Source organism: Streptomyces sp. NPDC048436 (assembly GCF_043200355.1).
Classification (GTDB): domain Bacteria; phylum Actinomycetota; class Actinomycetes; order Streptomycetales; family Streptomycetaceae; genus Streptomyces.
The window spans coordinates 820,259-842,235 of sequence record NZ_JBICXP010000002.1 but is presented as its reverse complement, the minus strand read 5'-3'; the positions used below and the strand labels follow the sequence as shown (position 1 = coordinate 842,235).

Below are 21,977 nucleotides of genomic sequence, written 5' to 3'. Positions count from 1 at the left end.
GCTGCCGCGCCCCCCGGACCCCGGCCGTGATCCACCCTGCCCAGCTGACCCACAGGAACACTTGATGACCTCGTATCTCACCGGCCTGATCGGCTCCGGTATCGGCCCCTCCCTGAGCCCCGCCCTGCACGAACGCGAGGCGGACCGGCACGGTGTGCGCCTGCTCTACCGCACCCTCGACATCGACGTCCTCGGCGTCGCCCCCGAAGCAGTGGGCGAGCTGGTCCGCGCCGCCCAACGCCTCGGCTTCGACGGCCTGAACATCACCCACCCCTGCAAACAGCTGGTCATCGAGCACCTGGACGAACTCGCCCCCGAGGCCGCCGAACTCGGCGCCGTGAACACCGTCGTCTTCAAGGACGGACGCGCCATCGGGCACAACACCGATGCCACCGGCTTCGCCCAGTCCTTCGCCCGCGGCCTCGCCGACGCCCCGACCGGTGACGTCGTGCAGCTCGGCGCGGGCGGGGCGGGTGCCGCGGTGGCGCACGCACTGCTGAACCTCGGTGTCGACCGGGTCACCCTGATCGACACCGACCCGGCCCGCGCCGCCGCCCTCGCCACCGCGCTGACCGCGCGCTTCGGGCCCGGCCGTGCGGTGTCCGCGCCGCCCGGTGCGGCGGCCGAACGCCTCGCCGCCGCGGACGGCCTCGTCCACGCCACACCGACCGGCATGGTCGCCCACCCGGGCCTGCCGCTGGAGGCCGCGCTGCTCAGGCCCGGACTCTGGGTCGCCGAGGTCGTCTACCGGCCGCTGGAGACCGAACTGCTGCGCGAGGCCCGTGCCATCGGCTGCCGCACCCTCGACGGCGGCGGCATGGCCGTCTTCCAGGCGGCCGACGCCTTCCGGCTCTTCACCGGACTCGAACCGCACACCGGACCGATGCTCGCCGACCTCGGCGATCTCGCCGCCTTCCCCGTCTGACAGGAGGACCACACCATGCGCAAGTCGATCGCCACCGTCTCGCTCAGCGGCCCGCTGTCCGAGAAGCTCACCGCCATCGCCACCGCCGGATTCGACGGTGTGGAGATCTTCGAGAACGATCTGCTCGGCGGCCCGCTCAGCCCCGAGGAAGTACGGCTGCGCTGTGCGGACCTGGGCCTCGGCATCGACCTCTACCAGCCGTTCCGCGACTTCGAGGCCGTGCCCGCCGACGTCCTCGCCCGCAATCTGCGGCGCGCCGAACGCAAGTTCGCCGTGATGGAGCGCCTCGGCGCCGACCTGCTCCTCGTCTGCTCAAGCGTCGCCCCCGAGTCGGTCGACGACGACGCGCTCGCCGCCGAGCAACTGCGTCTCCTCGCCGACCGGGCGGCGGAGCACGGCATCCGTATCGCCTATGAGGCGCTGGCCTGGGGCAAGCACGTCAGTACGTACGACCACGCCTGGAAGATCGTCGAGCAGGCGGACCATCCGGCGCTCGGCACCTGCCTCGACAGCTTCCACATCCTCTCCCGCGGCTCCGATCCCAAGGGCATCGCGGACATCCCCGGCGAGAAGATCTTCTTCCTCCAGCTGGCGGACGCGCCGCTGATGGCCCTTGACGTCCTCCAGTGGAGCAGGCACTACCGCTGCTTCCCCGGCCAGGGCGGCCTCGACGTCGCCGCGCTGGTGGCCGCCACGATAGGGGCCGGATACGAAGGGCCCCTGTCGCTCGAAGTGTTCAACGACGTCTTCCGGCAGGCAGGGGCGGCCTCCACCGCCGTCGACGCGCTGCGCTCGCTGCTCCTCCTGGAGGAGTCGGCAGGCCTGTCCGCGCTGCCCGCCCCGGCCGTGCCCTCCGGCTTCGCCTTCGCCGAGCTGACCGCGGCCGACACCGAACCGCTGCGTGGAGTGCTCGGTGCGCTCGGCTTCGCCCACACCGCGCGGCACAACTGGAAGCCGGTCGAGCTGTGGGAGCAGGGAGAGGCCCGGATCCTGCTCAACACCGGGGTCAGCGGCCGTCGGCAGGGCCCGGCGCTGACCGCCATCGGCGTGGAGACCTCCGACCCGGGCCGTGCCGTACGGCGCGCCGAGGCAGTGCTCGCGCCTGTGGTGCCGCGCCGCCGGGGCCCGCGGGACGCACAGCTGGACGCGGTCGCCGCACCCGACGGCACGGAGGTCTTCTTCTGCCGCACGGAGCGGCCCGACCACGGCGGCTGGATCGGTGACTTCACCGAAGTACCGTCGCACGCGCTGCCGCGAGAGCCGCAGGAGCCGCGCGAACCCGCCGCGACCGTCCACCGCATCGACCACATCGCCCTCACCCAGCCCTGGCACCAGTTCGACGAGGCATCGCTGTTCCACCGGGGCGTGCTGGGCCTGAAGGCCGACGACAGCCTCGACCTGGCCGACCCCTACGGGCTTGTGCGCAGCCGGGCCGTCGCCTCGCCCGACGGCGGCGTACGCATCGTCCTCAACATCGCGCCCTCACCGGACGCCGAGGGCCCCCGCCTCCAGCACATAGCGCTCGCCACGGACGACATCGTCGGCGCCGCCCGGCGCGTCCGGGAACAGGGCACGGGCCTGCTTCCGATCCCCGCCAACTACTACGACGACCTCGACGCCCGCTACGAGCTCGACCCGCGGCACCTGGCCACGCTGGCGGACCTCGGCATCCTCTACGACCGGGACGAGAACGGGGAGTTCCTGCACTGCTACACCGCCACTATCGGGCGGGTCTTCTTCGAGCTGGTGCAGCGGACGGACGGCTACCGGGGCTACGGGGCCCAGAACGCGGCCGTACGGCTCGCCGCCCAGCACCTTCACCAGCAGGGGGTGTGACCTGTCAAAAAACGCCTCCGAACAGCCACAAAGGCCCCAAGGCGGCCCGAGGTTAGACTGACCGGCGCCCGAGAGTCCGCCCTGAGGAGCCGCATGGCCGCCGCCGTCCCCCCGTCGTCCCCGCCCGCCAAGCGAACCCGGGACGCGGCCCGTACCCAGGGGGAGATCCTCGACGTGGCCACCGAGGAGTTCGCCCGCATGGGCTTCGCGGGGGCCCGAGTGGACGAGATCGCCGCCCGCATGCGCACCACGAAGCGGATGATCTACTACTACTTCGGCAGCAAGGACCAGCTGTTCACCGCGGTCCTTGAGCGGGCGTACAAGGTCATCCGGTACGAGGAGCAGCAGCTGGACGTCGGACATCTCGACCCGGTGTCCGCCATCCGCCGCCTTGCCGAGCTCACGTTCGACCACCACGAGGCACACCCGGCCTTCATCCGCCTCGTCAGCATCGAGAACATCCACGAGGCGCAGCACATCGCCGCCTCGCCCGCCCTCGCCTCCCTCAGCTCCCCGGCGATCGACGTCATCGCCTCCATTCTCGAGGCCGGGCGCGAGCAGGGCGTGTTCACGGCCGACGTCGACGCCGTCGACCTGCACGCGATGATCAGCTCGTTCTGCTTCTTCCGGGTCTCCAACCGGCAGACCTTCCGCGCGCTCTTCGACCGGGACCTCACCGAGGCCTCCCGCCGAGAGCACTACCGGACGATGCTGGGGGACATGGTCATCTCCTACCTGACCTCGGACCTCCCTGACACAGCGGGGAGTTGATCCCTCCCTGCCGCACGACGAGCGGCCGAACTGTGCGTAGCCTGCGCTCAGGAGGTGGTTGTATGCGCGAGGCATCCTCATCGAGGCCCCCGATGGCGGGCGACCCGGGGCTCTTCGGGCCCTTGTCCGTGACCTGGCAGATGCACGGCGACCCGATGATGTGGGTCGCCGGAGTCCGCGCCCTGTATCTCCAGGCTCTCCACCCCCGCGCGGTCCGCGGCGTCATGCAGAACTCAGACTTCCGCAAGGACGCATGGGGCCGTCTCATGCGCACCGCGAACTTCGTCGGCACCACCACGTACGGCACCACCGAGGTGGCCGAGCAGGCGGGCGCGCGTGTGCGCAAGATCCATACGATGATCAAGGTCACCGACCCGGACACGGGGGAGCGGTACGGCGTCGACGAGCCTGAGCTGCTGCTCTGGGTGCACTGCGCTGAGATCGACTCCTATCTCCACGTCGCACGCCGGTCAGGGTTCCGCCTGACCGCCGAGCTGGCCGACCGGTACGTCGCCGAGCACCGACAGAGCGCCCGTCTGGTCGGCCTCGACACCGCCGACGTACCGGCGTCGACCGCCGAACTCGCCGCGTACTTCGAGCGGGTGCGCCCCGAACTGGCCGCGGGCCCCGAAGCGCGCGATGTGGACGACTTCCTCCAACGGCCGCCGACCCACCCCCTGTTGGTCCCGGCGCGCGCCCTGCTGTGGCGGCGCGTGGCGAATCTGGCCTACGGCTCACTGCCCTCGTACGCCCATGAGTTGTACGGCAGGACGGCGCCGCCGCCCGTCACCGTGACCCGGCGGCTCGTCACCACCGGCACCATCCTGCGCACCGTCCCCGCGCGTCTACGCTGGCAACTTCCCCCGAAGCACATTCTGCGCGCCATGGCCAGGCTCGGCCCGGGCACGCGGCCCGCCCCGTACAAACTCGACAGGCGGGCAGCCATACTGGACGGGCCGGGGAGGGCGAAGCGAGGCAACGGGGGCGACGGCGGGAGATGGCGGACACCAGGCTGATCCAAGGCCGCTACCGACTGCTCGATCTCATCGGGCGCGGTGGCATGGGCGAGGTGTGGCGGGCGCGCGACGAATCTCTGGGGCGCCAAGTCGCCGTGAAGTGCCTCAAACCACTGGGGCCCCAGCATGACCAGTCCTTCACCCGCGTCCTGCGCGAGCGGTTCCGGCGCGAGGCGCGCGTCGCGGCGGCGCTGCAGCACCGCGGCGTCACCGTCGTCCATGACTTCGGCGAGAACGACGGCGTGCTGTATCTGGTCATGGAACTGCTCGAGGGCCGCAACCTCAGCCAGCTCCTCGAGGACAACAAGCAGCATCCGCTGCCCGTCGCCGACGTGGTGGAGATCGCCGACCAGGTCGCCGCCGCGCTCGCGTACACCCACGAACAGGGCATCGTGCACCGGGACTTGAAGCCCGCGAACATCATGCGGCTGACGGACGGCACGGTGAAGATCTGCGACTTCGGGATCGCCAGGCTCGGCCACGACATCGGCTTCACCTCGCGCCTGACCGGCACCGGTATCGCGATGGGCACACCGCACTACATGTCGCCCGAGCAGATCAGCGGCGGCCAGGTCGACCAGCGCAGCGACCTCTACTCCTTCGGATGTGTGCTGTACGAGATCGCCACCGGGGCGCCGCCGTTCGACCTGGAGGACGCCTGGGCGGTGCTCGTCGGCCACCGCGACACCGTGCCCGAGCCGCCGCGCAGACACCGTGAGGAGCTGCCCGAGTACTTCGAGAAGATCGTCCTCGACCTGCTCGCGAAGGAGCCGGACGAGCGGCCCGGCGACGCGCGTGAGCTGGGGCGCCGCATCGTCATCGGCCGCACGGTCCCCGCGTACGTCCCGACCGTCGTCACCCCGCCGCTGCGCCGCCCGGAGCAGCCGCCCTCGCGTGAGCCGCGGCTGCCCTCGTGGACCCGCGGCATGACGACGGGACACAAGGCGAACGGCGCCGCCGAGCTGCGCACGACGCCGCCCGACGCCGCGGCGGGCCTGACCGGCGAGTGGATCCCGCGCGCCGACGCCCGCCGGGCCGCCACTCCACGGCAGCCCGAGCGGCCCACGCCCTCGCCGGAGGTGGTCGCCACCCTGCTCAGCCGGCACAACGCGGGCCTGAGCCTGGGGCGTCTCGGCCGCTGGGCGGAGGCGGGCGAGGTGCACCGCGCGGTGGCGGCGGAGCGGGAGCACGCGCTGGGCCCCGACCACCCGGACACCCTGGCGAGCCGCTACGAAGTCGGCTTCACGCTCAGCCGCACCGGCCGGGCCGCCGACGCCCTGCGGGAGTACGGACGCGTGGCCCAGGGAAGGGAGCGCTCCCTGGGGCCCGACCACCCGGACACGCTCGCCGCCCGGCAGGAAATGGCGTACGTCATGGGGCAGTTGGGGCGGCATTTCGAGGCGCACCAGATGTATACGTCGGTGCTTGCCGTGCGGGAGCGGACCGCGGGCGCCGATCATCCCGACACCCTCCGCTGCCGGCACAACCTGGCGTACAACCTCAGCAGACTCGGCCGTCTGGAGGACTCCTACCAGCTGGCCCGCGAGGTCGCGACGGCCCGCGCACGCGTCCTCGGCGTCACACACCCCGACACCCTCGTCACGCGCTATGAAGTCGCTTACGCGCTGGGCCAGTTGGGTCGCTGGCCCGAGGCGCTCCAGACGTACCGTGAGGTCGCCGACGCCCGCGTGGGGGCGCTCGGTACCGACCACCCCGACACCCTCGCCGCCCGCTATGAAGTCGGCATCAGCCTCGGCCGCCTCGGCCGCGGCGGTGAGGCCCTTGAGCTGTACCGCGACCTGATCGACGACCGCACCCGCGTGAACGGCCCCTCCCACCCCGAGACCCTGCGCGCCCGGCACGGCCTCGGCGTCAACCTCGGCCGCCAGGGCCGCTGGGAGGAAGCCCTTGCCGAGGCCCGCGACGTCTGCGCGATCCGCGAGCGTGTCCTCGGCGGTGACCATCCGGACACCCTGGTCAGCCGCCGCGAGGTAGCCGTGGGCCTCGGCTGGCTGGGCCGCTGGGCCGATGCCCTGACGGAGTACCGCCGGGTCGCCGCCGCCCGCGAACAGGTACTCGGCGCCGACCACCCCGACGCCCTGGCCAGCCGCAACGACGAGGCGCACTGCCTGGAGCAGCTGGGCCGTGGCACGGAGGCGGTCGAGCTCTATCGGCGGGTGGCGGCGCTGCGGCAGCGGCGGGCGACCGGGGGGCATTGACTCGCGGGGGCGCGGGGGAGCGGTGAGCGTGGTGCTGCCGGGCTGCGTTTGCTCGCGGGGTGGTCGTACGGGGCAACTTCGGTGAGTAGGTCGCCTGCGGATCGTCGTGGCTGGCCGCGCCGTTCCCCGCGCCCCTTTCGGGGCGCTCCTGCAGCCCGTCCTCGCCCCCCACGTGTTACCAAGGGCTATGTCTCCTCGCGATCGATACGACGCCGTCATCGTCGGCGGTGGTCACAACGGACTTGTCGCCGCCGCCTACCTCGCCCGCGCCGGACGCTCCGTCCTGCTCCTGGAGCGGCTCTCCGGCACCGGCGGCGCGGCCGTGTCCAGCAGGCCCTTCGCCGGGGTGGACGCCCGGCTCTCGCGCTACTCGTACCTGGTCAGCTTGTTGCCGCGGAAGATCGTGCGGGATCTCGACCTGGACTTCCGGGTGCGCACCCGCACCATCTCCTCCTACACCCCGACCGAGCGCGAAGGACAGCCGACCGGACTGCTCGTCGGCGGGGGCGACGCGCGCACCCGGGACGCCTTCGCGCGGCTCACCGGCGGTCAGCGGGAGTACGAGGCGTGGCGGGAGTTCTACGCCATGACGGGGCGCGTCGCCAAGGAGGTGTTCCCCACCCTCACCGAGCCGCTGCCAACCCGCGACGCCCTGCGCGAGCGGATCGGTGACGAAGCGGCCTGGCGCGCGCTGTTCGAGGAGCCCATCGGCGCTGCCATCGAGGAGCGGTTCGTCGACGACCTGGTGCGCGGCGTGGTGCTCACCGACGGCCTCATCGGGACGTTCGCCGACGCCCACGACCCGTCCCTGCGCCAGAACCGCTGCTTCCTCTACCACGTCATCGGCGGCGGCACCGGCGACTGGAACGTCCCGGTCGGCGGCATGGGCGCGCTCACCGGCGCCCTCGCGACCGCGGCCCGCGCGGCGGGAGCCGAACTCGCCACTGGCCACGAGGCCATCCGGATCGACACGGACGGACAGAGCGCCGAGGTCACCTACCGGACGCCCGAGCGCGAAGCCACCGTGGCGGCCCGGCACGTCCTGGTCAACGCCTCGCCGCAGGAGCTAGCCGCCCTCGTCGGCGACGCGCAGCCCGCCCCGGCCGAAGGCGCCCAGTTCAAGGTCAACATGCTGCTCGACCGGCTGCCGAGGCTGCGCGACACCTCGGTGGACCCGCACGAGGCCTTCGCCGGGACCTTCCACATCGGGGAGGGATACGGGGAGTTGGCGACGGCGTACGCCCAGGCCGCGTCCGGCGAGCTGCCCGCCGCGCCGCCCTCCGAGATCTACTGCCACTCCCTCACCGACCCCAGCATCCTCGGCCCCGGCCTCGTGGAGCGCGGCTGCCAGACCCTCACCCTCTTCGGGTTGCACACGCCCGCCCGTCTCTTCGCCGACGACAACGACGCCGTACGGGCCGAGCTGCTGAAGTCGACCCTTGCGCAGCTGGACGCCCATCTGGCGGAGCCGCTGGCCGACTGTCTGGCCACGGACGCCGAGGGCGCGCCCTGTATCGAGGCCAGAACCCCTCTCGACCTGGAACGCGACCTGCGCCTGCCCGGCGGCAACATCTTCCACCGCGACCTCGCCTTCCCCTACGCGGGCGATGACACCGGCCGCTGGGGCGTGGAGACGCGGCACGCGAACGTCCTGCTGTGCGGCGCGGGCGCGGTGCGCGGCGGCGGGGTCAGCGGCATCCCCGGGCACAACGCGGCCATGGCGGCGCTGGGGGAGTAGGGAACAGCGTGCCGGGGAGGGGGTCAGGCCTCACTCAAGGCCTCCTTCAGTCGGCCGACGGCGCCCAGCCCACCGCCTCGATCCGCGCCGCGTCCGCGGGCCGCGCCTCGTCGAAGGCCGTACGGCGCCCGTCCTCGACCCGCAGTCCGTCGGCGTACGCACCGCGCCCCACGTAGAGCTGGTCCGTCGTGTACCGCCAGCGAAGCCGCACCTGTTCGCCCCGCCACGGCGCGAGGTCCGCGGTAAGCCGGTGCCAGGCGCGGCCCGACCAGCCGGTGGCCGTGCCCTCGGGGTGCTCGCGAGGTTCTGTTCCCTTGCGCTCCGTCGTGAACGGCACCGGCTGCCACGTCGTGCCGTCGTCGCGCGACGCCTCCAGGCGCAGGAGGTCCGAGCCGGGTTCGGTGTCCCACCACAGGGAGCACCGAAGCTTTCCCCGGTCCGTGGTGAGGGTGAGCGGCGGCAGGGTCAGGGTTGCCGAGGTCGCGTTCGCCATGCCGGAGAACCATGCGGTGCGCCCGTGTGCGGGGCGCACGGGGACGGCGCGTGCCATGCGGTTCGCCGTCGCGACCCGGGGCGCGGAGCCGGAGCGCCAACTGCGTACCGGATGGACGGAGTTGCCGAGGACGACGAGGAAGGAGTCGGTCGTCGGATCGAGGACGAGGGAGGTGCCGGTGAAGCCGGTGTGGCCCGCGGTGCGCGGCGTCGCCATCGCGCCCATGTACCAGTGCTGGTAGAGCTCGAAGCCTAGGCCGTGCTCGTCGCCGGGGAAGGCGGTGTTGAAGTCGGTGAACATCAGCTTCACGGAGTCGGCGGAGAGGATGCGGGCGCTGCCGTACGCCCCGCCGTTGAGGAGCGTACGGCCGAGGATCGCGAGGTCCCAGGCGCAGGAGAACACACCCGCGTGGCCGGCGACCCCGCCCAGGCCGAAGGCGTTCTCGTCGTGCACCTCGCCCCAGACCAGGCCGCGGTCGAGGCCCGACCAGGGCAGGCGGGCGTCCTCGGTGGCGGCGATCTTCGGCTGCCAGGAGGCGGGCGGGTTGTAGCGAGTGCGGTGCATCCCGAGCGGAGCGGTGATCTCGTCGTGGAGCAGTGCGTCCAGCTGACGACCCGTGATCTCCTCAAGGACCAGCTGGAGCGAGATCAGGTTCAGGTCCGAGTAGAGGTACTTGGTGCCCGGCGGGTTGAGCGGTGCCTCGTTCCAGATCAGGCGCAGCTGACCTTCGCGCGTGGGCTCCTTGTAGAGAGGGATCCAGGCACGGAACCCCGAGGTGTGGGTGAGGAGTTGGCGCACGGTGATGTCCTGCTTGCCCGCGCCGCCGAAGTCGGGGAGGTAGGAGGCGACCTTCGCCTCCAGCTCCAGCGCGCCCCGCTCGATCTGCTGCACCGCCAGCAGCGAGGTGAAGAGCTTGGACACGGAGGCGAGATCGAAGACCGTGTCCTTGGCCATCGCGATCTGCCGGTCGGCCGGCAACTCGACGCCGGTGTCGGTCTTCTCGTCGTACGCCGAATACCGCACCGCCTTGCCGATGGGCTGATGCAGCGCGACCGTGCCGCCGCGGCCCGCGAGCAGGACGGCGCCCGCGTACCAGGGGTGCTTGGGGGAGGGGCCGAGGAACTGCTCGGCGTCGGCGACCAGTTGCCGCAGATGCCCGGCGAGCAGACCGGCGCGCTCGGGGCTGCCGGGCTCGAGAGTCGGATGGGTCGGATGGCCGCCACCGGTCGCGGACTCCACCGCGGCCGCGGCCGGTCCCGCGGGGAACGGAACCAGGGCGAGCGCCCCTCCCAACGCAACCGCTCCCGCCCCCAGTTGGCGGCGCGTCAGCCCGCCGTCCGCTCGCCCCGCTCTGTCCTGCGCCCCGCTGTCCTCGGCCATGTTCCCTTCCCCCTCCTGAAACCCTTCGGATCTGAAATTATCTTTCGGATCACCAGAGACTGCTGAAACTTTCATGTCACGACCGGGCGCTGTCAACCACGGGCGCCCAGCAAAGATCTGACACTGCATCAGGAAACCTCTTCCGTCGTCCGGACGGCTGCGGCATCCTGCGCCCATGCAGACAGACCTGAGCAGGAAACTGGGGATCGAGCACGCCATCTTCGGCTTCACGCCCTTCCCGGCGGTGGCGGCCGCCATCAGCAGGGCGGGCGGATTCGGTGTGCTCGGCGCGGTCCGCTACACGGCGCCCGACGAGCTCGCCCGGGACCTCGACTGGATGCAGGAGCATGTCGGCGACAGGCCCTACGGCCTTGATGTCGTGATGCCCGCGAAGAAGGTCGAAGGGGTCACCGAGGCCGACGTCGAGGCGATGATCCCCGAAGGCCACCGGGAGTTCGTCAAGGAGACCCTCGGCAAGTACGGCGTACCCGAACTCGCCGAAGGGGAGGCCTCCGGCTGGCGCATCACCGGCTGGATGGAGCAGGTCGCCCGCAATCAGCTCGACGTCGCCTTCGACTACCCGATCAAGCTGCTCGCCAACGCGCTCGGCTCACCGCCCGCCGACGTCATCAAACGCGCCCACGACCAGGACGTGCTGGTCGCCGCGCTGGCGGGCAGCGCCCGGCACGCCCGCAAGCACGCCGAGGCGGGGATCGACGTCGTCGTGGCGCAGGGCTACGAGGCGGGCGGCCACACCGGCGAGATCGCCTCGATGGTGCTCACACCCGAGGCCGTCGAAGCCGTCGCACCGCTGCCGGTGCTCGCCGCGGGCGGCATCGGCAGCGGGCAGCAGATCGCCGCCGCGTTCGCGCTCGGCGCGCAGGGCGTGTGGCTCGGCTCCCTCTGGCTCACCACGACGGAGGCGGACCTCCACTCGCGGGCGCTCACCGCGAAGCTCCTGGCGGCGGGCTCGGGCGACACGGTCCGCTCGCGCGCCCTGACCGGCAAACCCGCGCGTCAGCTGCGCACCGAATGGACCGACGCCTGGGACGACCAGGACGGACCCGGCACGCTGCCCATGCCGCTGCAAGGTCTCCTCGTCGCCGACGCGGTCTCGCGCATCCAGAAGTACGAGGTCCAGGCGCTGCTCGGCACGCCCGTCGGGCAGATCGTCGGCCGGATGAACAGCGAACGCAGCGTCCAGGCCGTCTTCGACGAGCTGACCAGCGGCTTCGAGCGTGCCATCGACCGCGTGAACCGCGTCGCCGGACGCGACTGACGACACGGTCGCCGGACGCGACTGACCAGACGGAGGAGAGGTCCTTATGAGCAGCACGCCCCCCAACGGCTTCTGGGCGCAGGCCGGAGCCGACCCGGACCGCGTGGTCCTGACCGCGCCCGACGGCGAGGAGTGGACCGCGCGGCGCCTGCACGCGGCGACCAATCAACTCGTCCACGGGCTGCGCGCCGCGGGACTGGAGCGCGGCGACGCCTTCGCCGTCGTGCTGCCCAACGGCGTCGAGTTCCTCACCGCGTACCTCGCGGCCTCCCAGGCCGGCCTCTATCTCGTGCCGGTCAACCACCACCTGGTCGGCCCCGAGATCGCCTGGATCGTCGCCGACTCCGGAGCCAAGGTGCTCATCGCGCACGAGCGGTTCGCGCGGGCCGCGACCGACGCCGCCGACGAGGCGAAACTCCCGGCCACGCACCGGTACTCCGTGGGCGAGGTCACCGGCTTTCGCCCCTACGCCGAACTCCTCGCAGGACAGCAGGAATCCGTGCCCGCCGACCGCACCCTCGGCTGGGTCATGAACTACACCTCGGGCACGACCGGCCGCCCGCGCGGCATCCGGCGCCCGCTGTCGGGAAAGCTCCCCGAGGAGTCGTATCTCGGAGGGTTCCTCGGCATCTTCGGCGTCAAGCCCTTCGACGGCAACGTCCACCTCGTCTGCTCGCCGCTCTACCACACGGCCGTCCTCCAGTTCGCGGGCGCCGCCCTGCACATCGGCCATCCGCTGGTCCTGATGGACAAGTGGACGCCCGAGGAGATGCTCCGCCTCATCGACACGTACAAGTGCACCCACACGCACATGGTCCCGACCCAGTTCCACCGCCTGCTCGCCCTGCCGGATGAGACGAAGGCGGCGTACGACGTCTCGTCGATGAGGCACGCCATCCACGGCGCCGCGCCCTGCCCCGACCACGTCAAACGGGCGATGATCGAGTGGTGGGGCGAGTGCGTCGAGGAGTACTACGCCGCCAGCGAAGGAGGTGGCGCCTTCGCCACCGCGCAGGACTGGCTGAAGCGGCCCGGCACCGTCGGCAAGGCCTGGCCCATCAGCGAACTGGCCGTCTTCGACGACGACGGGAACCCGCTGCCGCCGGGTGAACTCGGCACCGTGTACATGAAGATGAGCACCGGCGGATTCTCGTACCACAAGGACGAGTCCAAGACGAAGAAGAACCGCATCGGCGACTTCTTCACGGTCGGCGATCTGGGTGTCCTGGACGAGGACGGCTACCTCTATCTCCGTGACCGCAAGATCGACATGATCATCTCGGGCGGGGTCAACATCTACCCCGCCGAGATCGAGTCCGCGCTGCTCACCCACCCCGCCGTCGCGGACGCCGCCGCGTTCGGCATCCCGCACGACGAGTGGGGCGAGCAGGTCAAGGCGGTCGTGGAGGTGGCGGAGGGTCACACGGCGGGCGACGCGCTCGCCGCCGAGATCCTCGGCCACTGCGAGCGGCAGCTCGCGGGCTACAAGCGGCCGAAAAGCGTCGACTTCATCGAGGTGATGCCGCGCGACCCCAACGGCAAGCTCTACAAGCGACGGCTGCGCGAGCCGTACTGGGAGGGCAGGGAGCGGGTACTTTAGGCGCTCATCGGGCGCCCCGTAAGGGGCGCGGGGAACTGCGCGACCAGCCCCCACCGGGCCCGCGGATGTCCAGCAACCGAGAGCACGGAACCGGGCCACCTCCTCGTCGAGCCCGACGTGGGGTGGCCCAGTTCCGGTTGACGTGGCGCGCAGCCTTAGCGGCGTTCGCGCACCTTCACCACCTTCAGGTGCGGATCGCGCGAAATATCCTTCTCGCAGAATCGCGACGTCACCCAGCGCTCATCGGAGTACAGCCGCGTCTGGTCGCTGTAGTGCGGCGAGTTGGGGTTCGACGACTGCGAGTAGGTGAGCAGCGTGCGCGCCACCGGGCAGTGGCCCTTGTCCCAGCCGACCGCCTGGATGTGGCTCGATCCGTGCGCCACCTCCGTGTAGCCGCCGCCCTTGGCGTCCCAGACCGGCTCGACCTTGTTCCACACGCCGATCGACTCCGTGCCGCCGTGCACCGGGATGCGCTGTGAGCCGCGTACGACGAACTGGTTCTTGCCCAGCGGCGCGTCGAGCGCGATGCCCGCCCCGTCCAGCTCGGCCACCGCGTCGGCGAGCGCGGTCGCGAAGCCCGGCGCGCCGGTGTTCAGGGTGTTCGGGGTGCGCACCGGGTCGGCGGCGGAGAACGGCACCTTCCACAGCTGGGCGCCCGGCACGGTGGCGACGAGCTTCCGCCAGAACCGGTCGAAGAGCAGCGCACCCCTGCTGTCCGTGTTCATGCTGTGGTCCCAGCCCTTGAGCGCGGCGCAGGCCGTGCGTACGTCGATCACCTGCCCGTCACTGCCCGTCGCGGTGCCACCGGGCAGCGCGCCACAGGCGCGTGCCGCGTCGTCGGCGATCAGGTCGCCCGCGGGCGCCCGGTTCGCGAACTGCTGCTTCTGCAGGTCCTTGACGGTCAGACCGCCCTTGTCCGCCATCGCCGCGACATCCTCGACGGCGCCGCGCGTCCGCATGGAGCGCTGCGTGCCGATCGTGCCGAAGACCCGCTCGTAGCCGGTGATGGGCCGGTCGGCGTTGGTGAGCCAGGCGCTGTCGTTGGAGTTCTCGGCGTACGGGGCGTCCTTCAGCGTCGGCATCTCGGACGGTCCGAAGACACCGGGCTGCACGGCGTCCTTGTCCGAGCCGAGCGCGCAGTCACCGCGCGACCCGTCCAGCACGGCCACGCCCGACGCCGGATACGTCACCTTGCCCAGGCCGGTGGAGCAGCGCTCGGCCAGGTCGTCGGTGATGCGGGGCAGCACCTGCGACTGGGTGAGCAGTGAGTGGCCCTTGCGGTCGGCGGCGACGGTGTTGACCCAGGGAAGGCCCTGGGTCTTGCGCAGCGCCTTGAGGACGTCGTCGGTGGAACGGGCCTTGCCGAAGCCGAGGTCGGTGTCGCTGCCGCGCATGTTCGTGGCGTTGGGGTCGTTCAGGGCGTACGCCGTCTTCGCCGACCAGGGCAGCGGAAGCTGTGCGCCGAGCCCGGTGGTGACCGGGCCGTAGCGGGTCCACCACTGGGTGCGGGTCACCGGAGCGCCGTCCTTGACCGGCACCTGGACCGTCCGCTTGGTCATCTTCTCCGGCTTGCCGTCCACGAGATAGGTGGTCGGGTCGGCCGGGTCCAGCGTGAGCTGATGCAGATTGAGGGTCACGCCGGTCGCCACCGTGTGGCTCCACGCCACATCGCCGTTGAAGCCGATGTTGACGACGCCCGTGCCGAGCAGCGAGCCGCCCGATACGTTCAGCTCGCCGGGGATGGTCTGCTGCGACTGCCAGAAGCGCCGGCCACCCTGCCAGGGATAGTGCGGGTTGCCGAGCAGCAGGCCCTTGCCGTTGGCGGTGGTCTTCCCGCTGAACGCGACGGCGTTGGAGCCCATGTCGGCTTCCTCGGGCGAGAAGAGCTCCCGTGCGGCCTTCGCGGTGCGCTCGGGGTCGGCCGTGCGGTCCGGGGCCGTCGCGCCCGGCGGCTGCGCGGCGGTTATGCCGTCGATGCCGCGTCCCTGGCCGCCCAGAACCTGCACGGCGAAGCCCTGCCGGGCCACATCAAGGGACGTGATCGGGCGCAGCCACTTGGAACCCTTGCAGGCGGGGTCGGTGACGCGGTTCTGCTTCAGCCAGGCGTTGTACCCCGCCGCGAAGCCGTGCATCAGCTTCTTCGAAGTGGCACTCGGGCCCGCCGGGGCGGGCTGATCGAGGAGCTTCTCGACCGTGTGCGTGTCGCGTACGCCGCCGAAGTACAGGTCACTGGAGAGGTTCGTGGTCGCCGACGACAGCGAGCCGTCCGGCTTGCCGTCGGGCCCGAAGTAGCGTGACCGTTCCCCGCGCACGGTCACGTACCCCTCGGCGAGTGTGCACACCTGGTCGGCGGCCTGCGCCCAGCCGGTGCCGAAGCCGAGGTTCTCGTAGTCCTTGGCCAGGATGTGCGGAATGCCGTACTGGGTGTAGCGGACGGTCGCGGACAGGCCGCCGTTGGACGGGCGGGCGTCGTGAGCCTCCGCCGCGCCGGCGGTGGCGGCGGACGACGGCAGGAAAGCCGCGGCGGTCAGCAGACTGATGCCGAGGGCCGTGAGACGTCTGATGCGGGTGCGCATGGGCGTGGTGCCTCCCAACTGCATTGACGGAAGGGGCGGTTGAGCGTACCAACCGGTATGTCAGTTGATCGAGTGGTGGAACAGCCCTTGTTCACGCCCCGTTCGACCTCCTCCGTCCCCGTTCGGAGCCTTGACCGCCGTGGCGCGCGCGGCACAGGATCACGCCATGACGGGTGTACGCGGCAATACGGTCGACGGGGTCCTGCGGCGCAGTGCGCGGCGCGTGCCGGGGCGAGTGGCTCTGCGCTACGGCGAGCGGGTCTGGACGTACGCGGAGCTGGACGGCGCCGTCACGCGTGCGGCCTCGGTGCTGCGCGCCGAGGGCCTGGTGCACGGCGACCGGGTCGGCGCCTACGCCCACAACTCGGACGCGTATCTCATCGGCTTCCTCGCCTGCTCGCGCGCGGGCCTGGTCCATGTGCCGGTCAACCAGAACCTCGTCGGCGACGACCTCGCGTACATCGTGGGCCAGTCGGGCAGCACGCTGGTCCTGGCCGACCCGGACCTCGCGGGCAGGCTCCCCGATGGCGTGCGCGTCCTGGCCCTGCGGGACGCGGACGACTCGCTGCTTGCGCGGCTCGCGGGTGCGCCGGCGTACGAGGGTGAAGAACCCGGCGCCGACGGCCTCGCCCAGCTGCTCTACACCTCCGGCACAACCGCCCTCCCCAAGGGCGCGATGATGACGCACCGCGCCCTCGTGCACGAGTACGTCAGCGCCATCACCGCCCTGGACCTCAAGGAGACGGACAAGCCCGTCCATTCCCTGCCCCTCTATCACTCGGCGCAGATGCACGTCTTCCTCCTGCCGTACCTGGCGGTGGGCGCCGAGAACACCATCATCGACGCGCCCGACGCCGAGCGGATCTTCGACCTCGTCGAGGCGGGCCGCGCCGACAGCCTCTTCGCGCCGCCCACCGTGTGGATCGGCCTGTCGAACCACCCCGGCTTCGCGACGCGCGACCTCGGCGCCCTGCGCAAGGCCTACTACGGGGCGTCGATCATGCCCGTCCCTGTCCTGGAGCGGCTGCGCGAACGGCTGCCGGGGCTCGGCTTCTACAACTGCTTCGGGCAGAGCGAGATCGGCCCCCTCGCCACAGTCCTCGGGCCGGGCGAGCACGAGGGGCGGATGGACTCCTGCGGGCGGCCCGTCCTCTTCGTCGAGGCGCGGGTCGTGGACGAGCGCGGCCAGGAGGTGCCCGACGGCACTCAGGGTGAAGTCGTCTACCGCTCACCGCAGTTGTGCGACGGCTACTGGGACAAGCCCGAGGAGACCAAGGAGGCGTTCCGTGACGGCTGGTTCCACTCGGGGGACCTCGCCGTGCGGGACGAAGAGGGCTACTTCACCGTCGTCGACCGGGTGAAGGACGTCATCAACTCCGGGGGAGTCCTGGTGGCCTCACGCCAGGTCGAGGACGCCCTCTACACCCATGAGCGGGTCGCGGAGGCCGCGGTGATCGGACTGCCGGACGAGCGCTGGATCGAGGCGGTCACCGCCGTCGTCGTACGCAAGGGAGAGGTCACCGAAGCCGAACTCCTGGCCCACGCACGCGAGAAGCTCGCCCACTTCAAGGCACCCAAGCGGATCCTCTTCGTGGACGAGCTGCCGCGCAACGCGAGCGGGAAGATCCTCAAGCGCGAGCTGCGGGACCGCTTCAGCGGATAAGCCTTACGCCGACAGTTCCGCGCGCCATTCCCGCGGCCACTGCCCTGACGGCGGGGGCGCTCCGCCGATACCCAGATCACCGCGCGCATGTTGGTAGAAGGCATCCCGCGCGGCACTGGCTATCTGGTGCGCCCTGCTCCACTCGCTCGGGGTGTTGCACCCCTCGCGTACGAGCAGCTCGATGGTCCACACGGATTCATGCCACTTACGGGCAGCCGCAATCGTGGGCGAGTCACCGACCAGCAACATGGCTTCCCACTCGGCCGCGCGACGAGACTCGGCTTCAGCCAGCTGTGCGAACCCTTGGTCTGGTTGCAAGGAGTCGACGACGCCCGAGTACCCGAGGGACGCGCCAATGCGCTGAGCGATGCGAAGCTGCGCTTTGAGGGCATTGCCGTAACGGATGTATGTCTCAAACCGCTTCTCGTCCCACCGCTCCAGTCGCTGCCTCTTCCACTTCCGCCGCTCCGTCAGACTCTGGGCCGCATAAGAACCGACCGAACCCACAACAACGCCGATCATCGCGGGTAATTGGTCCATGAGCGACATGCATTCCCCTACTTCCCCCGCAGGTCCACGATCCGTTTGAATTTACCCACCGAACGCTCGATGGTCTCCGGATCGACGATCTCGACCGACACCGAGACGCCGATGCCGTCCTTCACCGCCGTCGCGATCTCCCGGGCCGCCTCCGCGCGCCGCTCGGGGGTCGTGTCCGCGCGGGACTCGGCCCGGACCGTCAGGGCGTCCATGCGGCCCTCGCGGGTCAGGCGCAGCTGGAAGTGCGGGGCGACGCCCGGTGTGCGCAGGACGATCTCCTCGATCTGGGTGGGGAAGAGGTTCACGCCGCGCAGGATCACCATGTCGTCCGTGCGGCCCGTGACCTTCTCCATCCGGCGGAACGTCCGTGCCGTGCCGGGCAGGAGGCGGGTCAGGTCGCGGGTGCGGTAGCGGACGACGGGCATGGCCTCCTTCGTCAGGGACGTGAAGACCAACTCGCCGCGCTCACCGTCCGGAAGGACTTCGCCGGTGATCGGATCCACCACCTCCGGATAGAAGTGGTCCTCCCAGATGTGCAGGCCGTCCTTGGTCTCCACGCACTCCTGGGCGGCACCCGGGCCGATCACCTCGGAGAGGCCGTATATGTCGACCGCGTCGATCCCGAACCGTTCCTCGATCTCGCGGCGCATCTCCTCCGTCCACGGCTCGGCACCGAAGATGCCGACCTTGAGTGATGTCGTGAGCGGGTCGATGCCCTGGCGCTCGAACTCCTCCAGGAGCGTGAGCATGTAGGAAGGGGTCACCATGATGATCTCGGGCCGGAAGTCCTGGATCAGCTGGACCTGGCGCGCCGTCATGCCACCGGACGCGGGAATCACCGTACAGCCGAGCCGCTCGGCTCCGTAGTGCGCGCCGAGGCCGCCGGTGAACAGGCCGTATCCGTACGCCACATGGACCTTGTCCCCGGGACGGCCACCTGCCGCGCGGATCGAGCGGGCGACGACGTCCGCCCACATCGACAGGTCCTGCTCGGTGTAGCCGACGACCGTGGGCCGCCCCGTGGTGCCGCTGGACGCGTGCAGGCGCCGCACCTCGGACTGCTCCACCGCGAACATCCCGAAGGGGTAGTTGTCGCGCAGGTCGCTCTTGGCCGTGAACGGGAAGCGGGCCAGGTCGGCGAGGGTGTGGCAGTCGTCGGGGCGCAGGCCCGCCTTGTCGAACGCCGCCCGGTAGAAGGGCACGTTCTCGTACGCGTGCAGCAAGGTGTCCTGAAGCCGCTCCAGCTGCAGCGCCTCGAGCTCCTCGCGCCCGAGGCGCTCCGCCGCGTCCAGCATGGCCGTCATATGGGGGTACTCCCGTCCCAAACGGGCGACCGATCATTCGGTCGTGGATCTTCTGTCGAGGTCAGTAATCCAGCCGTGGGGGCGGCCGTCAAGAGATCACGCAGGACGGGTTGCCCGATGGTCTCCATGGTGGCGTGAGCTGTGGGGACGATGGTCGGACGGGGTCGTACGATGGCCGCCGAACCGGAACGATCAACACGGCCATCTCCAGGGGGAATCCCGTGCCGCTCACCTCATCCGCAGGCCGCTTCCTGACCGCCGGCGCGCTGGCGGCCGTGCTGCTGGGAGGGGCGGGCGCCGGTGTCGCGGTGGCCGCGCCGCCCGCCACACCGGTCGCGGCCGCCGCGCCGTACGCCAAGATCCGTCCCCTGGCCGAGCTGTCGGCCCAGCGCCTGGCCACCGCCGACCTCGTCGCCGCGGCCAAGTACGGCACCGGCGGGCCCATCGACGATCCGGCCCGTGAGCAGCAGGTCCTCGATGACGTCGCCCGGCAGGCGCGGGAGCTCGGCGCCGACCCCGAGGCGACCGTGCGTATCTTCCGCGACCAGATCGAAGCGAACAAGGTCGTCCAGCGGGGACTCTTCCGGCGCTGGGACGCCGATCCTTCCCAGGCGCCGACCGAGCGGCCCGATCTCGCGGAGGTACGCAAGGAGATCAACCGGATCAACGGACAGCTGGTGTCGGCCATCGCCGCGTCGGAGGGGGCGCGCACGGCCCCCTCCTGCGGAGGCGTCCTGGCAGCGGCGGCCGTGCGAGTCCGGTACGAGGACCGGCTCGACGCCCTGCACACCGTGGCCCTGGGGCGGGCCGTCGGGTCCGTCTGCGCCGGGTGATAAGTGCCGAGCCGTTCCCTCAGCCCTTCGCCGCCACGGCCTTCGCCCACCGGTAGTCCGCCTTGCCGCTCGGTGAGCGCTGTATGCGGTCGGTGAAGACCACGGCGCGGGGGACCTTGTAACCGGCCAGGCGGGTGCGGCAGTGGGTCTGGACGGCTTCCAGGTCCAACGCGTGGGCGCCGTCGCGGAGTTGGACGACCGCGGCGACGCGATTGCCCCAGCGCTCGTCGGGCACTCCGGCGACCAAGGCGTCGTACACATCCGGATGTGACTTCAGCGCCTGCTCGACCTCCTCCGGATACACCTTCTCGCCACCGGTGTTGATGCACTGCGAGCCCCGGCCGAGGACGGTGACGATGCCCTCCTTGTCGACGGTGGCCATGTCGCCGAGCAGCACCCACCGCTCGTCGCCCTTCTGGAAGAAGGTCTCGGCGGTCTTCGCCGGGTCGTTGTAGTAGCCGAGCGGCACATGGCCGCGCTGGGCCAGACGTCCGGGCTCGCCCACGGGCACCGGTTCGTGCGTGACCGGATCCACCACCTGCGTACGTTCGTTGACCTCCAGGCGGAAGCCCTTCTCCGGGCCCGAGTCGTCCGTCGCCTTGCCGTTGGAGCCGGACTCGGATGAGCCGAAGTTGTTCAGGAGGAGCACGTTCGGCGCCAGCTCCTGGAACTGGGCACGCACCGTCTCCGACATGATCGCCCCGGACGAGGAGACGCTGAACAACGACGACAGGTCGGTGCCCTTGAGCGGGCCGCGCAGGGCGTCGATGAGGGGCCTGAGCATCGCGTCGCCCACCAGGGACACGCTGGAGACCTTCTCCCGCTCGATCGTGCGGAGCATCTCCTCGGGAACGTACTTACGGTGAATGGCCACCCGCTGGCCGTAGTTGAAGGCGATGAACGACGTCAGCGTGGACGTGCCGTGCATCAGCGGGGGAGCGGGGAAGAACGTGAGACCGGCTCCGCCCGCCGCGACGCGCTCCGCAAGCTCCTCGGGCCGCTTCACCGGCTCACCCGTGGGCTCGCCGCCGAAGAGCCCGGCGAAGAACAGGTCCTCCTGACGCCACATGACACCCTTGGGCATGCCGGTGGTGCCGCCGGTGTAGATGATGAACAGGTCGTCGGCCGAGCGCGGACCGAACCCGCGCTCCGGCGAACCGGCCGCCTCCGCCTCCGTGAAGGCCACCACGTCGAGCGCGGGTGCGTCGCCGGGCGGAGTCCCCGTCCGCACCAGATGCCGCAGCTTCTCGGTGCGCGGCAGCGAGGCCGCGACCCGCTCGGTGAACTCCGCGTCGAAGACGAGCGCGGCGAGGTCAGCGTCGCGGTAGAGGTAGACCAACTCCTCTTCCACGTAGCGGTAGTTGACGTTGACCGGAACGAGGCGCGCCTTGAGGCAGGCGAGGACGGTCTGGAGGTACTCGACGCCGTTGTAGAGGTGCAGCCCCAGGTGCTCGCCGGGCTTCAGGCCGCTGTCGATCAGATGGTGCGCTATGCGGTTGGCGGCCCGGTCGAGCTCGGCGTACGTCAGCCTGCGTTCCGCCCCCGTGCCGGGGTGATCGATGTACACGAGCGCCTCGCGGTCGGGGACCACGTCGACGACCGACTCGAACAGGTCGGCAAGGTTGTACTCCACCGCTCCTCCTGACCCCGGCGTCATCTCTTGTGGCCGTCATCAGAGCAGAGGCACCCACAAGTGGGAAGGGTGCTCGGTCAAGTAATCTGACTGACTGTCAGAAAACTATTGAACTGCCACCCCGCCTACTGCAACCTGTTCCAGGTCCGAAGCCGACAGCAGGTGAGGGAG

At 70.8% G+C, this 21,977-nt stretch carries 15 protein-coding genes; 10 read left to right on the top strand and 5 right to left on the bottom strand.

The annotated features are described in order from the left end of the window. The first annotated feature begins 64 nt into the window (after positions 1-64). The 6 genes from ACGFX9_RS10195 to ACGFX9_RS10170 all read left to right on the top strand — a co-directional run bounded on the left by ACGFX9_RS10195 (position 65) and on the right by ACGFX9_RS10170 (position 8,505). Positions 65-925, top strand: a complete 861-nt coding sequence (locus ACGFX9_RS10195) for a shikimate dehydrogenase (RefSeq protein ID WP_393467706.1) — start codon at positions 65-67, stop codon at positions 923-925. A 15-nt stretch (positions 926-940) separates the two neighbouring features. Continuing rightward, positions 941-2,761: a bifunctional sugar phosphate isomerase/epimerase/4-hydroxyphenylpyruvate dioxygenase family protein gene (locus tag ACGFX9_RS10190; RefSeq protein WP_393467703.1), complete on the top strand. Its 1,821-nt coding sequence runs from the start codon at positions 941-943 to the stop codon at positions 2,759-2,761. Positions 2,762-2,854: 93 nt separating this feature from the next. Beyond that, a complete protein-coding gene (locus ACGFX9_RS10185; protein WP_393467700.1) occupies positions 2,855-3,532 on the top strand; it encodes a TetR/AcrR family transcriptional regulator in 678 nt (225 codons plus the stop codon). Between the two features lie 62 nt (positions 3,533-3,594). After that, a complete protein-coding gene (locus ACGFX9_RS10180) occupies positions 3,595-4,548 on the top strand; it encodes an oxygenase MpaB family protein (RefSeq protein ID WP_393467697.1) in 954 nt (317 codons plus the stop codon). Then, positions 4,530-6,767 carry a tetratricopeptide repeat protein gene (locus ACGFX9_RS10175; protein ID WP_393467694.1) on the top strand — a complete coding sequence of 746 codons (2,238 nt, stop codon included), beginning with the start codon at positions 4,530-4,532 and terminating at the stop codon, positions 6,765-6,767. Before ACGFX9_RS10180 ends, ACGFX9_RS10175 begins: the two co-directional genes overlap by 19 nt. A gap of 187 nt (positions 6,768-6,954) precedes the next feature. Then, complete coding sequence (locus tag ACGFX9_RS10170; RefSeq protein WP_393467688.1) at positions 6,955-8,505, top strand: phytoene desaturase family protein; 1,551 nt, start codon at positions 6,955-6,957, stop codon at positions 8,503-8,505. A gap of 46 nt (positions 8,506-8,551) precedes the next feature. Here the strand turns inward: ACGFX9_RS10170 and ACGFX9_RS10165 are convergent, their stop codons facing one another. Continuing rightward, positions 8,552-10,378 (bottom strand): serine hydrolase, encoded by a 1,827-nt coding sequence (locus tag ACGFX9_RS10165; protein WP_393467685.1) that lies wholly within the window; start codon positions 10,376-10,378, stop codon positions 8,552-8,554. 175 nt (positions 10,379-10,553) lie between these two features. Here ACGFX9_RS10165 and ACGFX9_RS10160 point away from each other — a divergent pair, with 175 nt between their 5' ends. Continuing rightward, positions 10,554-11,657 (top strand): NAD(P)H-dependent flavin oxidoreductase, encoded by a 1,104-nt coding sequence (locus tag ACGFX9_RS10160; RefSeq protein WP_393467682.1) that lies wholly within the window; start codon positions 10,554-10,556, stop codon positions 11,655-11,657. Positions 11,658-11,703: 46 nt separating this feature from the next. After that, positions 11,704-13,257 (top strand): acyl-CoA synthetase, encoded by a 1,554-nt coding sequence (locus ACGFX9_RS10155; RefSeq protein WP_393467679.1) that lies wholly within the window; start codon positions 11,704-11,706, stop codon positions 13,255-13,257. A 155-nt stretch (positions 13,258-13,412) separates the two neighbouring features. Here the strand turns inward: ACGFX9_RS10155 and ACGFX9_RS10150 are convergent, their stop codons facing one another. Next, a complete protein-coding gene (locus ACGFX9_RS10150) occupies positions 13,413-15,833 on the bottom strand; it encodes a penicillin acylase family protein (RefSeq protein ID WP_393467676.1) in 2,421 nt (806 codons plus the stop codon). 166 nt (positions 15,834-15,999) lie between these two features. On the opposite strand from ACGFX9_RS10150, the gene ACGFX9_RS10145 reads away from it, so the two are divergent. Further along, positions 16,000-17,496 carry an acyl-CoA synthetase gene (locus tag ACGFX9_RS10145; protein WP_393467665.1) on the top strand — a complete coding sequence of 499 codons (1,497 nt, stop codon included), beginning with the start codon at positions 16,000-16,002 and terminating at the stop codon, positions 17,494-17,496. 3 nt (positions 17,497-17,499) lie between these two features. On the opposite strand, the gene ACGFX9_RS10140 is transcribed toward ACGFX9_RS10145, so the two are convergent. Both ACGFX9_RS10140 and paaK read right to left on the bottom strand, forming a co-directional pair. Continuing rightward, complete coding sequence (locus tag ACGFX9_RS10140) at positions 17,500-18,045, bottom strand: hypothetical protein (RefSeq protein WP_393467661.1); 546 nt, start codon at positions 18,043-18,045, stop codon at positions 17,500-17,502. A gap of 8 nt (positions 18,046-18,053) precedes the next feature. Continuing rightward, entirely contained in the window at positions 18,054-19,340 is a 1,287-nt protein-coding gene (gene paaK / locus ACGFX9_RS10135) for a phenylacetate--CoA ligase PaaK (RefSeq protein WP_393467658.1), read from the bottom strand. A 221-nt stretch (positions 19,341-19,561) separates the two neighbouring features. Between paaK and ACGFX9_RS10130 the strand changes: the two genes are divergently transcribed. Further along, on the top strand, positions 19,562-20,173 hold the full coding sequence (locus ACGFX9_RS10130; RefSeq protein WP_393467655.1) for a chorismate mutase: 612 nt from the start codon (positions 19,562-19,564) through the stop codon (positions 20,171-20,173). 19 nt (positions 20,174-20,192) lie between these two features. Here ACGFX9_RS10130 and ACGFX9_RS10125 read toward each other — a convergent pair whose 3' ends face one another. Continuing rightward, positions 20,193-21,806, bottom strand: coding sequence for an acyl-CoA synthetase (locus tag ACGFX9_RS10125; protein WP_393467652.1), 1,614 nt, complete (start codon positions 21,804-21,806; stop codon positions 20,193-20,195). Positions 21,807-21,977: the final 171 nt, after the last annotated feature.

Bases quoted from the DNA above. Each gene is read 5' to 3' on its own strand.
- ACGFX9_RS10170 (WP_393467688.1), top strand. From the start codon at position 6,955: ATGTCTCCTCGCGATCGATACGACGCCGTCATCGTCGGCGGTGGTCAC.
- ACGFX9_RS10190 (WP_393467703.1), top strand. From the start codon at position 941: ATGCGCAAGTCGATCGCCACCGTCTCGCTCAGCGGCCCGCTGTCCGAG.
- ACGFX9_RS10160 (WP_393467682.1), top strand. From the start codon at position 10,554: ATGCAGACAGACCTGAGCAGGAAACTGGGGATCGAGCACGCCATCTTC.
- ACGFX9_RS10155 (WP_393467679.1), top strand. From the start codon at position 11,704: ATGAGCAGCACGCCCCCCAACGGCTTCTGGGCGCAGGCCGGAGCCGAC.
- ACGFX9_RS10180 (WP_393467697.1), top strand. From the start codon at position 3,595: ATGCGCGAGGCATCCTCATCGAGGCCCCCGATGGCGGGCGACCCGGGG.
- ACGFX9_RS10165 (WP_393467685.1), bottom strand. From the start codon at position 10,378: ATGGCCGAGGACAGCGGGGCGCAGGACAGAGCGGGGCGAGCGGACGGC.
- ACGFX9_RS10185 (WP_393467700.1), top strand. From the start codon at position 2,855: ATGGCCGCCGCCGTCCCCCCGTCGTCCCCGCCCGCCAAGCGAACCCGG.
- ACGFX9_RS10175 (WP_393467694.1), top strand. From the start codon at position 4,530: ATGGCGGACACCAGGCTGATCCAAGGCCGCTACCGACTGCTCGATCTC.
- ACGFX9_RS10140 (WP_393467661.1), bottom strand. From the start codon at position 18,045: ATGTCGCTCATGGACCAATTACCCGCGATGATCGGCGTTGTTGTGGGT.
- paaK (WP_393467658.1), bottom strand. From the start codon at position 19,340: ATGACGGCCATGCTGGACGCGGCGGAGCGCCTCGGGCGCGAGGAGCTC.
- ACGFX9_RS10150 (WP_393467676.1), bottom strand. From the start codon at position 15,833: ATGCGCACCCGCATCAGACGTCTCACGGCCCTCGGCATCAGTCTGCTG.
- ACGFX9_RS10145 (WP_393467665.1), top strand. From the start codon at position 16,000: ATGACGGGTGTACGCGGCAATACGGTCGACGGGGTCCTGCGGCGCAGT.
- ACGFX9_RS10195 (WP_393467706.1), top strand. From the start codon at position 65: ATGACCTCGTATCTCACCGGCCTGATCGGCTCCGGTATCGGCCCCTCC.